This is a genomic window from Streptomyces sp. NPDC030991, assembly GCF_055571235.1.
In genome coordinates this window covers 42586-58386 of the sequence record NZ_JBVIFR010000002.1, presented here as the reverse complement: position 1 = coordinate 58386, position 15801 = coordinate 42586, and the positions used below count along the sequence as shown (strand labels likewise).

General features: G+C 73.7%; 3 protein-coding genes. All 3 read left to right on the top strand.

Features of this window, described 5'->3' with window-relative positions; genetic code table 11:
• Window positions 1–102: 102 nt before the first annotated feature.
• Window positions 103–561: a YbaB/EbfC family nucleoid-associated protein gene (locus ACZ45E_RS03910; RefSeq protein WP_468216167.1), complete on the top strand. Its 459-nt coding sequence runs from the start codon at window positions 103–105 to the stop codon at window positions 559–561.
• Between the two features lie 3 nt (window positions 562–564).
• Window positions 565–942, top strand: coding sequence for a hypothetical protein (locus ACZ45E_RS03905; protein ID WP_468216164.1), 378 nt, complete (start codon window positions 565–567; stop codon window positions 940–942).
• A gap of 81 nt (window positions 943–1023) precedes the next feature.
• A complete protein-coding gene (locus ACZ45E_RS03900) occupies window positions 1024–15801 on the top strand; it encodes a WXG100-like domain-containing protein (protein WP_468216162.1) in 14778 nt (4925 codons plus the stop codon).

Genomic DNA, 15801 nt, shown 5'->3' with positions numbered 1-15801 from the left:
CGGAGAGACGCATCCCACCCGTTCCCCACTTCCACGGAACCGCTCTCACCAGGCAAGATCAAGAAGGCAGTTGATCCAATGGCGCGGAGAGGCGGAGCGGGCGTGACGGAACCGCTGGAGAAGCGACTGGCGAAGGCGATGGCCGAACTCCAGGAGGCGCAGGAGGCGGTCGCGCGCACCGAGCGCGAGCTGCGCCAGGCGTCGTTCGCGGTGCTCTCCTCCGACCGCGCGGTCCGTGCCACGGTGGGCCCGCAGGGCGAGTTGACCGGGATCGAGTTCCTGGAGAACAAGTACCGCGACATGTCCCCCCAGGAGCTGGCCGCCAGCGTCCTGGAGGCGGCGGGAGCGGCCCGTACGAAGATGAACCGGCACGTCATGAAGGCGATGGCGCCCTTCACCGAGCCGAGCAGCGACGTACCGGAGCTGAAGGGCTTCGAGCTGGACTGGGAGCGGATCTTCGGCCCCGAGGTGCTGCGCGAGGACGACGGACCGGCCACGGCACGTGACACCGCGGCGACGCCCGGCTGGCGGGACGCGCTCGGTGAGGACGGGGAGGACTGACGGATGGGACAGCGCTACTACGTCGACCCGCAGCGCATCGAGGCCCTGGCCGGGCAGTTGGAGGAGATCGGCGCGCTGGCCAAGAGCATGACCGAGGAGTTCCTGGACGAACTCGCCCCCACCGTCGGCTGGCCCGGCTCGGGTGACGACTTCGCCGAGAAGGCCAAGCCGCAGGAGCAGAAGGAGCGGCAGACCGCCAAGGACACCATGCTCGCCATCCGCGACGCGCTGGTCGGCATCACGGACGCCACGGTCAGCCAGGTCCGGCTGATGGAGAGCACCAGGGACCACAACCTCGAGAAGATCGAGCAGGTCGACAACCGCGTGGAGACGAACGGACTGACCGGTGACGGTGACACCGGCGCGCATGGCCGCCACTGACCCATGCACCGCAGGCCGCTCCCGCACCATGCCGGGGGCGGCCCGCCGGGCGTGCTCGCGCGCCTCTGAGGGCGGCCCCCGGTGAGCATCAAGGCATCGCCCGAGGTCAACGCGATGATCTTCATCCTCACGGGGGAGAAGCTCCTCACCGCCGACGAGGATCTGGCCTTCGACAGCCGTCAGCCCTACTCCGGGCTGGGCCGGAAGCTGGACAGGATCTCCGCGCTGATCGACAAGTCGGTCCACGACATCGCCGGGTCCATGCCGGACGACCTGGCCAAGTCGTACGCCGAGGCGATGAGCACGCTCACCGGCAACGGTGGCAAGAACTACCTGAGCGACTTCGCCGACCAGCTGGAGAAGATCGCCGAGGGCCGGCGCAAGACCTCCATGGACATCATGGAGTCCAAGTGGCAGGTCATCGCCGAGATCATCCGGCTGCTCATCGAGATCGCCATCTATCTGGCGCTGTCCTTCTTCACCGGCGGCGCCTCGGCCAGCCAGATCATGCTGGCCAAACTGCGCAGCAGGTTCATGATCCTCACTACGCTCAGCCACCTGCTGCAACGGCTGCACCTTGCGCCCTCGCTGACGGAGGCGCTCGCCGAGGCGTTCACCACGTTCGCCGTGCGCCTCGCGATGATGAACTTCGCCCCCGACGGCCGACGGCCCGACGGCTTCGACTGGGGCCAGATCCTCAAGGACGGCGCGTTCGGCGCCGCCGCGGGCGGTCTCACCAGCATCTTCGACGGTTTCGCGAAGAACATCGTCAACAGTTACGACAACAACTTCTTCAAGAACGGCCCGGACCTCGACTTCCGGGACAACCCCCCTGACCTGCGCAACACTCCGGGCCCGGACCTCACGACCAACAGCCCGGGGCCCGGTCCCAAGAGCCCGACGCCGACGCCGACGCCGACACCTGGCCCGAGCCCGACGCCAACTCCTAGTCCGACGCCGAGCCCGAGCCCGACTCCTAGTCCGACGCCGACGCCGACGCCGACGCCGCCGCCGACGCCGAGCCCGACCCCGACACCGACGCCGAGTCCGACCCCGGCTCCGAGCCCCGCGCGCGACAACCCGTTCTCGTTCACGAACAACCCCAACCTCTGGCGGAACAACCGGATCCTGCGCAGCTTCGGCGACCGGCCGGGCGCGGTGGCCGGGCACTACGGGATCAAGGGGGCCACCGACTTCATCGCCGCCGGAGCGGGTGAAGCGCTCGCGGAGATCCTGATCAAGGGTGCCTTCGACAACGACTGGTCCACCAGTTGGTCCACGTTCGTCGGCGCGGGCGTCAGCAGCCAGGTCGAAGGAACGCTCACGGGAGCCGCCCTGAACAGCGGCGCCGAACTGCGCAACCTCATCGACAACCTGCGCGACCAGCCGCCCACCGTCTCCGGCGGCCTCGGTGACACCGCGGGCGCCGGGGACTCGGGCGCCGCGCCGGGTTCTCCGGGTACCGGTATCGACGCCGGTGCCGGCCGGGCCGGTGGAGGCGGCGCGGTGCGCGACGGAGGCTCCTCGGTGCCGCCCGCCGCGCAGAACTCACCGCCGTACACGTCGTCCCTGAACCCGCCGCCGTATACGTCGTCCCTGGACCTGCCGTCGTACGACTCACAGGACCTGCCGTCGTATTCGGCCGGGCCGTCGTCCGGGGCCGGGGTCGAGGCCGAGAACGAACTGTGGCGGCAGGTCCACACCGGCTCCGCCGACGCTCGGGACCAGGCGCTGAGCGACCTCGCCGACCTACGCTCCCAGCCGCCCGGCAGCACCGAGATCGGCGTCCGCGGCGGCCTGCACGGCGCGTTGTCGGACCTGCCCGAGATCCGGGTGATGACCGCCGGGGACAGCCATGCCGTGCAGCTCGACACGGACGGGGTCCGCCGCCTCCTGGACGGCTTCGGCACGCCGGTCACGGTGGACGCCCCGAGCGGTGCGGCAACCGTGACAGGCGGGAGCGCCCCCACGGCGGAGGCCCTCGGCCGAACGGGCGGCGCCCCTGTCGGCACCCCCGACCCCGGTACGCCGGGCGGCCTTGGAACTTCTCACGGGTCCGATACGCCGATGGGGACGGGCACGTCGACGGGCCTCGCGCCTTCACCCAGCTCCAACACGTCGACGGCACCCGCGCCTTCGCCCGGCTCCAACACGTCGGCGGAAGCTGCGCCTTCGTCAGGCTCTGACACGTCGACGGGCCCTGCGCCTGCGACGGAGCCTGGGAATGTGGCGGGACCTGCCTCATCGGTGGCGCCTGACACGTCGGCGGGGCCGGGGGACTCGGTTGGGCCTGACGCGTTGGCGGGGCCGGGGTCTTCGTCGGGGCCTGGTGCGCAGGCGGGTCCCAGTTCTTCGGTCGACGCCGGTTCTTCGTTGGGGTCTGATGCGGCGGCGGCGCCTGGCGCGGCGGCGGGGCCGGGGTCTTCGTCAGGCCCTGGCGTGACGGCGGACCCCGGTTCTTCGGCCGACCCCGGCACTTCGGTGACACCCGACGCACCCAACGCACCCGACGCATCCACCGGTCCCGGCATTTCGGCGGAGCCCGTACTTTCCGGCGGGTCGGGTACATCTGCCGGACCCGATGCCTCGGCCGGACCCGAGATGTCGGCGGGCCCCGGCACGTCCGCCGGACCCGGAACTCCTGCTGGACCCGGGTTGGCGACGGCTCCCGGAACTCCTGCTGGACCCGGCATGTCGGCGGCCCCCGGAACTCCCGCCGGACCCGGGGCGTCGGCGGCCCCCGGCACGTCCGCCGGACCCGGGGCGTCGACTGGACCCGGCATATCGGCGGCCCCCGGTACGTCTGCCGCCCCCGGTACATCTGCCGCGCCCGGTGCCTCGGCCGGACCCGGCGGAGGCACCGGGCCCGGGGCTGCTCCGGCGGCAGGTACATCGACGGCGTCGCAGAGTGCCGGGGCGTCGGACGGCACGGTTTCAAGGGACGGCGCCAGGGGCGTGCCGGATGGTTCCGCGCAAGCTGTGGACTCGCCCGGCAGCGTCAATTCCGTTGCACCGGACGGTACTTCGAGTCTGCTCGAAAACACCACAGCCCCGACCGGCGATGTGCAGAACGGCCCTGTTCCGGTGGTCGCGGCGCCGCTGACGGTCGTCGTCTCGGAGGTGCCGCCACCGGGGGAGGGGACACCAGAGGCGACCGCGTTGCTGGACCGTGCCGGGACCGACCGGGCCGTCGTGCTCGGCCCGCCGGTCGCCGCCCCGGGCGGCTCGGGTCAACCGGTGCGCGCCGCAGTGGAGTTGACCCGTGAGGGACCGGGCGCCCCGGTCCAGGTCCGCCCCCTCGCCGGGCCACCGTCGACGCCACCGCCGAACGGCGGCCCGTCACCCGCCACGACACCGAACACCACCACCGGCACCACCACTGGCACTCCTGGCACCACCGCCACCGCCACCGCCACGGCCACCGCCACCACCGGCCCGGCGAACATCCCGAAAACCGTAAGCACGGCGGACGCCACCTTCCACGGCGCCGACGTGTTGCTGCCGCTCGCCGACGCCCTCGGTACGGATCTCGACCCGGGACCCGCTCCCGCCGCCCCGCGCACCCTGGAAACGCCGGGAACCCCGCACCCCGTGCGTACCGAGGGAGACGACGCGCTCGTCACCACCCCGGACCGCACGACCGGCGCCCCGTCTCCCGCGCCCGGAACTGTCGCCCCCTCCGACCCCGGACCGGAGACGGCCACCAATCTGCACCTGGAGTCGGGCCGCGGCAGCGGCACCGGCCCGGGTGGCCCCGCCGCCGGACGCGGCGGCACCCCGCCTCCGCCCCGGCCGACCCCGTCGGACCACCTCACCGCATCGCCGCCCGCGGTGACCCCGCCGGCATCGGGACGGATCGTCGTACGGCCCGTGGAGCGGGATGGTGCCACGGGTGCCGGAAAGAGTCCCGGAAGGGGCCCCGGGGGCGAGCCGGTCGTCACCACCCTGGACGGGCACACGGTGCCCGTCGCGCAGCTGCGGCGCTGGACGTCGCCCGGGACCGTGCCGCCTCGACCGGGGCGCGCCGTACAGACGTTGACGATCTCGCAGAGCCCGGCCGAGGACGGCACGGCGCACGGCGCGGGGCGTCGCGCACTGCTCGGCCAGGACACGTTCCGCGGTGTGCGGACCACGTCCGCCCCCGAGGTGCCGTCGGCAGTGACTCAGGGGACAGCGGCGGAACCGCCCGCCACCCGCACCGTCTTCACCGGCCCGCCGGCTCCCCTCCCCGGCTCCGGCACCACGCGGGGCGCCGACTACTTCGCGGGACACGGCACACCCCGTACCGTCACGCTCGGGACCGACGACGAGACGCACCCCACAGTGGAGATCAGCGGCGTACAACTCGGTGAAGTGCTCAACTCCTGGGCGCGGGACGGAGACCAGGACCGGCCCCTGGTGCTCTTCTCGTGCGAGACCGGGCGGCAGCCGCTGGTGGCGGGGCTGCCCGTGGCCCAGCACGTGGCGAACCGCACCGGACGGCAGGTCTACGCCCCCACCACCGAGGCCGGTACGGCCGAGGACCGGGACGGCGTCGTCCGCGCCGTGCTCACCGAGGGCCCCGACGGGCCGGGCCGCTGGCGGCTGTTCACCCCCGAGCCCGGCGGCGCCGACCTGGACCGTGCGGCGCGCGACGCAGGACTGCACGCGGGCCCGGGACCGGCCGACGTCTTCGCCCGCGCCCGCACCCTCCAGCAGATCCGCACGCTGCGCGACGCGTTCGGCCCCGACGCCGAACAGCGCCCGGAGAACCGGGACCTGTTGGCCGGACTCGCGTACGTCGACGGCCTGCGCTGGCTCGATCCGGACACGGCGGCCCGTTACGGCGACGGCCGTATGACCCCGGACCTGCTGCGCCGCATGGTCGGCGACCGGAGTGGCGGCGCGGCCCGTACCGGGCCCGCGGCCGACCCCACCGTCGAGCAGTACACCGCATTCCTGCGCGCCGCCGCCGAGTTGCGTGCCACCGGCGACCCCGACGCCACGCTGAACGTCCTGCTGCCCCCGTCGCCCGTGCTCCCGCCGACCGCCCTGGTCTCGGAGGAGGACGTACGAGGTCTCGGGTACGCCCCGTCCGCGCGGATCACCTGGTCGCTCTCCGACACCCCGCTGCCGCTGTCCGAACTGGCGCTCAGCCCCGAGGACACCGCCGAACTCGCGCGCCGCAGACCCGACTTGGCACCCACGCCGATCCGGTCGCAGAGCCCGGCCGAGGATCTGACCCTGCTCAGCAAAGCCCCGGCGGCGACGGACACCGTGCACGCGGACGGCAGAGCGCTGCGGCGCCTGGACACCCCCGGCAACGGCAACTGCTTCTTCCGCGCGCTGCTCGACAGCGCGCGCGGCCAGGACATACCTCCCGCGTGGGCCGCGCGGAACGTCGCCGGGCTGCGCGGCCTGCTGCGCGAGCGCGTCACCGGCTCCGAACTGGCCGCCGCCGCGGCGGAAGCCACGCCTGACCCGGTACTCGCCGTGGTGGACGACCTGCGGATGACCGCTCTCGCCGGGGTGCGCGACCCGGACGAGCAGCGTGACACCACCTCGTACTGGAACCGGGTCGCGCAGGAGGTCGTCACCGACGGCGACGCCGAGCGGTGGCAGCGCATCCTGCGGGACAGCGGCTACCCGCACCTCGCCGAGGTGGCGCCCACCCCGGCCGACGCGCGGCGCCTCGGCACGGAAGGGTTGCTCGCCGCGGCCGCCGGACATCCCGGACTGTGGTCGTCCCCCTTCGCCGACCTGCTTCCGCAGGCGCTGGCGCACACCCTCGATCTCGACCTGCGGCTCGTCCAGCCCGACACGCACGCGCCGGGCAGCACGTACGTCACCGCCCTCCACCCGGGCGGCGGCTCGGGCACCCTGCACCTGGCCTACAACGGCGTCGACCACTACGACGCCCTGATCCCCGCCACCGCCCCACTCACCCTGGCCCCGGCCCCGGCCCCGACGGTCTCCGATCCGGCCACGACACCGCCCGCTCCCTCCCCGGTCGTCTCCGACCCAGCCGCGACGAACCCCGAAGCGGGCTCCCCGGCCTCGGACCCGGCCACGACGACCGTCGACCCGGCCGCGACAACAACCCCCGCCCCGGCCGCGACAACAACCCCCGCCCCGGCCGCGACGGCAACCCCCGACCCGACCCCGGAACCGGCTGTCCTGGAACCGGCCGTCCCGGACCCGGCGAACCCGAAACCGGCCGCCTCCGACGCACCCGAACTGGGCGACCCCGTACCGCTGGAGACGCAGCTGGACCGGCACCGTCCTGGGCGGCTGCTCACCGGGCAGGACGCTCGCCCGCCCGGTCCGGCGCCGGGCACCGTCACCTTCGACGACGGCAGCCGGCTGCCCGCCGTCCTGCTCGGCCCGGACTCCGATCCCGGCGCCCCGGGCCCGGACGGGCACGCCGACGGCACCCGGCCGACGGCCCCGGTCAGCGGCCTGTTCACCGGCCTCGGCACGCTCACCCTGCGCTCACCCGACGACGTGGCTGGTGAGATCCTCGGGAAGCTGCCGCCCAAGCTGCGCGGCCAGTTCGACGAGGCGGAGCTGCTGCGCCTGCTGACCGAACAGCCCGGCGCCTTCACCGCCCCGCGCGGCGCCCGCTTCGTCGGCCGCGAGAAGTCGGGCGTCGGCCACGAGATGACCGTCGAGGCCATCCCGTACCACCGGTGGGAACGCCTCTCCGACGTGGACGGTGGCACGGTCCGCGTCGACACCATGCGGCGCGGCCAGGCCGGTACGGGCGGCGGCCGCAGCGTCGGTGTCGGGCGCCGCGTCGCGGGCGCGCTGAGCATGGGCCCGCCGCTCGAATGGCTGCTGAAGATCGGCGTCTCGCTGGGCTGGACCCGCAGGACCGACTACACCCAGGGCACCCAGGCGTACAACCAGTCCGAGTACCGTGCCGTCGACGGTTCCCACCTGCACCTAGACGACGTGTACTACCGGGTGCGCGTGGACCGCGTCACCGAGGCGCCGCGAACCGGCACCACGGGCAGGGCCATCACGGATAGCAGAAGTACGCAGCCCAGCGGTACGGACACCAGCGGTACGCAGCCCAGCGGTACGGACACCAGCCGTACGGGCGCCGGCCGTACGGGCACCAGCGGCACGAACAACCGGCCCGGCACGTCACCCCGCTGGCTACGCACCCCCGCGCACACCGCCGAGTTCGCGGTGCGGGACGGGCTGAGCTGGCGCCTGCCGGACGACCTCACCGTCCCCTACAAGGGTCTGCGGCGCGCGCCGCAGACCCTGACGTTCCCGGACGGCGTCCAGCCGCGCGTCACCGACACCACAGGGCTGCATCTGACGGACCCGCCGGAGGACCTGGCGCTCGCCATCTCCGGGGCGCGGCCGGGCAGTTCGGCCCACCGCACGCTGGTCTCGTTCGTCCGTCCCGGACGCCTGCTCGGCCTGTTCGGGCGGCTCTCCTCACCGGTCAGCGGCCCCGAGCTGACCCGGGGCAGCGGACAGCACCCGCTGGGGCACCTGGTGGTGGAGCGGTCGGTGCCGCACCGGGCCACGCTGGTGACCGAGTCGGTCAAGGCGGAGCTGCGCGATCTCACGCAGACCACGTACCAGAACCAGCGCGGCCACGTCCGCGACACCCGCGTGGGCGTCCAGGTCACCTCCGGGCCGAACCACACGTTCGTCGGCTCGCAGGTGGACGTACGCGTGCAGGGCGGCCCGCTCGTCCGTACGGATCTCAGCTCCGGGCGCGGCCACTACTTCGGCGCCGACACGGCCCGCAAGACCACCGGCCGTGTCCGCAACCACCCGGTCGCGCTGTACCGGGTGGAGCGCACCCTGATGGTGCGGGCGGCAGGCGAACCGCCCTCCGCAGCACGCCCGTTGCGTGTGGTCAGCCTGGACTGGATCGCCACCCAGGACGCGCGCCGGCTCGCGGGCTGGGACGCGCGGACGCCCGGCCAGGCGGGCCCCGACCCGGACGCCGAGCCGCCCGTGCCGTGGTACCTCACCCGCGAAGACCCCGTGCACCTGGGCGGCCAGGTCCGCGCCGAGGGCTTCCGTCCGGACCGCCCGCCGACCCCCGTACCCGGCCAGGAACTGGACGCCGTACCCGGCCGGTACCAGAGCCATAACCTCGTACCGGATCAGGACCAGGACCCGGGCCAGGTCCAGGCCCCCGCACCCGACCGCCACCAGGGCGACCCCATGCGGGTGTTCGCCGACACGGTCCTGGACACTCTGCACCGCTCGTACCCGTCGTTGTTCGTCCCGCCGCTGATGCTGCGTCACCCGCGGCTGGCCAAGCTCTGGTACAACGACGGGCGGATGCGGACCGCGCTGCACAACGACCGGCAGGTGCGCGAGGCGCTGAGCCGCCCCAGCCTGGCGCAGAGCCTGGAGAGCCTGACCACCACCGGCGTGCCCGTGACCCTCACCGAGGACGGCAAGGTGCGCCGCGGCCACCACACCCTGATCCTGCGGGCACGGCTGACCGACCGGCGGTTCGAGACGACCATGAGCGAACGTTCGCTGCGCAACGGGGTGATCGGCACCGAGGTCTCCGGTCAGGGGCAGCAGGCGTCCATCGGCGTGTCCGGCGGCGTCGAGGTGGGCATCTCCCCGCGCGACCACGAAAAGGTGGCGACCGTCGGTTCGCCGCGCCAGATCGGCAGTGTGGCGCTCGGCGCCCGTTACGCCGGGGCCGGGCAGAGGACGACCCGGACCACGGACGCCGTCACCCACGACCACCTGACGTTCCAGAACGGCGCCGACCTCTACAGCTACCAGGTGGAGTTGCGCGCGGGCTTCGAGGGGCACCGCCGCCCGCGCGGCTGGACCCGGCTCGCCTCGGTGGGCCTCCTCGGCGCGGGCGTCTTCGTCAGCAAGATCGAGGAGCGGCCCCTGTTCAGCCGGGGCGACGAGACCGTGGGACGGGTGGAACTGGCCGTGCCCGCGGCGCACGGCTCCGACCACCACGCCCCCGCGGACCCCCCGGCCCCCGCGGACCGGGCCACCACTGTCCAGCCCGCCACTGTCCAGTCCACTGCGGTCCAACCCGCCACCGACCCGTCGCCCACCGGCACGCCTCCCGTTGACCCGTCGCCCACCGGCGCGACGACACCTGCGCCCACGCCCCAACCAACCCCTGCTCCGGCGCCCACCCCCACCCCCGCCTCCACCCCCACTCCCACCCGCGCCCCCCAACGGCTCCCGGCAGCCGAGGCGGATCAACTCCTCGACGGCACGCGCCCGTTGCCCCGTGCCGACTCGTCCGACAGGCAGCTCACCCGCAAGCTGTTGAGCGCCCCGCACGTAGTACTCAGCACGGAAGGCGGCGAGCTGCGCCAGCGGCTCATGCAGGAGACCGCCGACCGCGCCTCGGGCACCTCCTGGCACGTCAGCGCGCCCGGCGCCCCGGCGCGCGGCGCGTTGCACCGGGCCGTGGCGAACCTCGGCATCGCCGGTCAACTCGGCCAGTACTTGGGCCCGTTCGGCTCCAGGATCACCGGACTGAACGGCGCGAGCCCCCTGCGGACCCACTACCTGAAGGCAGCGATCCGCGGCGAACTGAGCGACGTACGGGTCAAGAGCGACCCGAAGCCGGCCAGCCTGGAAGCCACCATCGGCCACGAGCACCGGATCGCCGGCGGCCGCTCCACCGCGTCCCGCTTCACCGTGGGCCTCCAGGGCAGCGAGATGCCGCTCCAGCAGGCCCCGGGCCAGCAGGCGGTGAGCGGCTCCTACGCGACCGCCCTCCAGTACGCGTGGGGCAAGGGCCGCAGCGTCTCGCAGACCCTCACCCGCGGACACAACACCACCCTGTCCTTCGCGGGACGGATGTACCTGGTGGTGGCCGACGCCACCGAGACCGTCGCGGTACGGGACCGCTGGACGGCCGCGATGGGTACGGTGGGCACGCGCGCCGCCACCCGGATCAGCTCCGCGGCCGGCCGGCTCTCCGAGAGCCTCGGGCGCGGCCTCGCACCGCGCCGCGCCGCCGCCGCGTTCCAGCACATCCGCGACGCGGTGATGCTCCATCTGCCGATGCAGGACGCCATCGAGGCCGGTCTTGCGCCGGACGGCCTGGGCACCGCCACCCCGAGCAACCTCGGCGGCGGCTACCGTGTGCCTCCCTTCCTGCGTGGCCGGCGCTTCCCCGGCCACCCCAGCGGGCAGCTCGACGCGAGCCATGCGGCGCACCAGCTGATGCGCCGCATGGAGAAGATCGGCGTCCCCTCGCACGACCGGGAACAGGTACTCCAACGGCTCTCGCCCGACTTCCTCCGCGCCCACCTGCACGAACTGACGACCGACGGTATGACCCTGCCGGTCCGCCACCGTGCCTGGTCGAGCCCGCACCACCTGCCGACGGGCGGCAGCCCCGCGCAGGTCCGGTTCAAGCTGACGCCGGTCACCACCACCGTGGAGCGGCTGCGCACCGGTTACGAACTGGAGGACTACCGCACCACCGCCCGCGACGGCGTGGAGGGCACCGTCCAGGACCGCGGCGGTGACGTCACGCTCGGCGTCGGCGAACGCGCGAGCGACGGCCTGCTCACCGTCAACCCCTCGCTCCAGGGCACCGCGGCGCAGCAGCAGTCGAGTACCCGTGCCCAGGCCGCGGGCAGCCTGGAGATGCCGAACATCGCCACCACCCAGACCCACGTCGAGATCGTCACCCACTACACGCTGAGCGTCACCATGACCGACGCGGACGGCGCCCGGCTCGCCCCGAGGGCCGTCGCCGCGGTCGGCACCCTCAACGAGATCGTGCCGACCGGGCTGCTCACCCCGGACGGCGACGGCGCCGACGGCGCGCTCACCGAACAGGACGTACCGGAACCGGAGCGAGCGGTACGAGTACTGACCCCCGATCAGGCCCGCCCGGCCGGCATCGCCGCATGGCGCACCGCGGCGACCTCCGCCACCGCGACTTATGCCGCCGCGACCTCCGCCGCCGGGACTTCTGCCGCTTCGCCCCCTGTCACCGAGACTTCTGGCACCGCGACTTCTGCCAACTCGACCGCTGTCACCGCGACCGCCGTCCCCGAGACCTCCGGCCCTCCAACCTCCGCAACCTCCGCCCCCGCGACCGCCGTCCCCGAGACCTCCGGCCCTCCAACCTCCGCAACCTCCGCCCCCGCGACCGCCGTCCCCGAGACCTCCGTCCCTCCAACCTCCGCAACCTCCGCCCCCGCGACCTCCGTCCCTCCAACCTCCGCAACCTCCGCCCCCGCGACCTCCGTCCCCCCGACCGCTGGCGCCTCCTCCCCAGCCCCTTCCACCGGTCCGGCACCCGGCGACGGGCCGCACGGCTCGGACATCCTGCCCTTCGACGACCGGATCGGCTCCGGCATCCTCGCCGTCGACATCCGCGGCGCGGCCAACGTCCGGGACGCCCTGACCCTCGCCACCGCCCGCGCCGACGGCCTCGGCGACAGCGACTCCGGTAAGCGGCACACCGGGCCGACCCTCGTCGAACGCGTCCGCATGGCCCACCGCACCCCACTCACCGGCCTCGGCACCATCCCCGCCCAGGCTCAGCAGGACGCCACCTCACAGGGCGGCCTCACCTCCGGCTTCCGTGAGGCGCTCGGCGCCGACGGGGCGCCGCTGCCGCTCCAGTCCTCCACCCGCCTCTTCGGCCAGTCCCACACCGCCGAATCCCGTCTCTACGCGAAGCTGCACCGCGGCGGCGCCCAACTGCTCGCCGTGGAGAACAAGCCGCGGATGGAGGCCATGCGGCGCTGGAAGACCTCCGACGCGCTGGACGCCGGCAACGTCGACAACGTCGAGGGCGCCATTGGCACATCGCCCCTCGCGGGCACCAGCAACGCGGGCCTGACCAGCCAGGGTGTCGCGGTCCCGATCGGCGGCGCGAACGACTCCACGGCGGCCCGGGCCGCCGTGGACACCACCCTCGGCACCCACATCAAGGTGGTCACCGACCGCAGCATGCTCTTCGCGCTGCCCGTCAGCTGGCTCGCGGTGTCGGAGGTGGACCACCAGGTCGGCGACAGCCGCCCGCTCCAGGCGCTCGGCAAGCCCGTGCGCGGCCCGCGTGCCGTCGAGGCGGAGACCACCGCGCTGGTCTGGCTGCGCGAGGACATCGCCCGCGACTACGGCCTCCTCGACGACACCACGTTCCCCGAGGGAACCCGTACGGCCTGGGACGACATGGCCAAGGCGGCGGCCGACCTCGCCACCGCCGAGAAGAGCTATTACGACGCCCGCGCCCGGGCCCGCGAGATGTGGCTCGCCCTCGACGGGACGGAGCGGGCCGCACTCGGCGACGACCGGCCACCCCTGACGCCCGCCCCGTCCCCGACCACCACCACCGGGCCGCAGGCCGACACGCCCGCCCTTCCTGTCCCCGGGCCGACCCCGGTTGCCCCCGAGTCGACCCCGACCGTCCCGGAGCCGTCCCCCGCCGTCATCGCCTGGCAGGCCGCCCGCGACGAGGTCCGCCTGTGGGAGCAGCGCACCGACGCCGCCGCCGCGGACCACCACCGCCTGCACCTGGCAGCCTCCCGCCTGACCAACCATCACCAGGGCTCGGCCTCGGCCCCGGTCACGGTGCCGGATCCGCCGGAGAAGTACACCGAGCCGGACTGGCGCTCCGAGGCACCGGAACCGTACAAGATCACCGACGGTGTCGGCACCGGCACCGGGAGCGGCGACACCGGCACCGACTCCGGCACGGGTCCCGCGCCGCGCATCCTCACCTCGCCGGACGGCGCCACGGTCCGCGAGGTGTACGACGTGCCGCACGACGGCGCCTCGTTCTTCCACGCGCTGCTCGCCGCCGCCGACACCCGGGAGGGGCTGCCCCATCTGCTCGGCACCGTTCTCGCCGGCCGGTTCGCGGACACGCCCGGCGACCCGGTGGTCACCGCCGAGGCCATCGGCGCCGCACGCGACCGCCTCGCCGCGGCGCTGGGCCAGGACGGCAACGAGGATCTGCTCGACGCCCTCGCCCTGGACGCCGAGGACACCTTCACCCAGGGCGAACTCGACTTCGCGGGGGTGACGTTGACGCCCGCGCAGCGTGCCGAGTTCGACGCCTTCGGTCGTCTTCCGGTGACCTTCTGGCCGACGCCCCGGCAGCGCGTGGCGCTGGCCGTCGCCGCCCTGTCCCGCCCGTTCGCGAGCGAGCCGCGTCCGGCCGGTGAACCGTCGCGGCCGGACCGTCCGGCCGGCGAATCCGCGCCGCCCGGGAGTCTGTCCGGCGACCCGACGCGGCCGGACCGCCTGGCCGGCGACCATGGCGGCGCCGACCTGCTGCCCGCGCTCGCCGCGCGGGTCCTCGGCACCCCCGTCACCGTGGTCACGGGGACGGGTCGCGACCAGGTCTTCCTCCCGCACCGCGGAGACCCGGCCGCCGTCGACCCGGTCACCCATCCGGTCCTCTTCGCCGCCGACGGCTTCTTTCACGCCGCCCTCCCACCGGGCACCCCGGCCCCGACCACCACCGCACTCCCGACGACCACCCCGGCTCCGGCTGCTCCTGCTCCGGTCGCTCCCGCCCCGACCACCCCTGCTCCGGCCACTCCTGTTCCGGCCGCTCCCGCCTCGGCCACTCCTGCTCCGGCCACTCCTGTTCCGGCCGCTCCCGCCTCGGCCACTCCTGTTCCGGCCACTCCTGCTCCGGCCACCTCTGCTCCGGCCGCTCCCGCCTCGACCGCCCCTGCTCCTGCCGCTCCCGCCCCGACCACCCCGACCCCGGCAACCCTCGCCCCACCGCCAGCCACCTCGGCCCCGGCCTCCCCGGCCACCCCGACCCCAACCACCCCGCCCCCGCTCACCACCCCCCACCCGAGCCGCCCCCTCCCGGAGGACGGCACCCCCGTACCGCCGCTCCCGCTCCCGCGTACTCCTGCACCCGAGGAGGAGGAAGCGCACGGGCTGAGCACGCTCTCCGGAGCCCACGCCACGATGAGCACGGGCACGGACACGGACACGGGTACGAGCCAGGCCCCGGCCGTGGACCCGTCCGTTGACCCGGCAACGGCCCCGGCCGTGGATCCGCCCGCGCCGCCCGCCGCGGCCGGACCCGCCACCCCCGCCCCCACCCCCTTCACCTCGGGGAACTTCGAGTTCACCAACCTGAAGCACACGAGCGAGACGTACCGCGACAAGGCCGTCCGCATCGTCGAGGTGCTGCGGGAGAACGACACCATCAGGCAGTACATCGACCGCCGCCGCTGCCGCATCACCCTGTGCCTGCGCACGACGGAGACCCCCGCCGACGTGATCGACAGGGGTGCGGACGGCGTCGAGATCAGCCTGGCCAGCTACTACTTCGAGAAGTACGGCGTCGGACACATCGTGGGCATGCTCGCTCACGAGATCGGGTTGCACCCCCTGGCCTCCGGCCGGGCCGGCATCGTCGACGAGGAGGCGATGTTCCGGGACTTCCCGCTGGCGGTGCCCGGGCTGAGCGGCGGGCGGACGGACCGCGTGATGAGCACCGCGGGCGCCGGCGCCGCCGACCACATCATGGCCGCCTACTCCAGCAGTACGCGCCACCGGATCTACCGCGACATCGTGGTGGGGATGGCCCGGGAGATCACCGAAGGCGTGCGTACCGGTGAGGGGAGCAACTCGCTCAAGGACGTCACCGACCTCTTCGACAGCTATCTGATGGACCTCGCCTCCATCGCCGTCACCAACGACCACCGTCTGAACGCCGTGAAGGAGCCCGGCAACACGGCGACGGTCTACAACGCCTACAAGGAGCAGCTCCGCGACCACCTGGCGACGAGCGCTGAGCTCCGGGCGCTCCAGCCCCTGCTGCCGTCGAACAAGTCCATGTTCGGCGTGCTCAACGACTTCAAGCGCATCGGTACGTACGTGACCATCAACAACCGCGGCGACAGCATCCAGTAG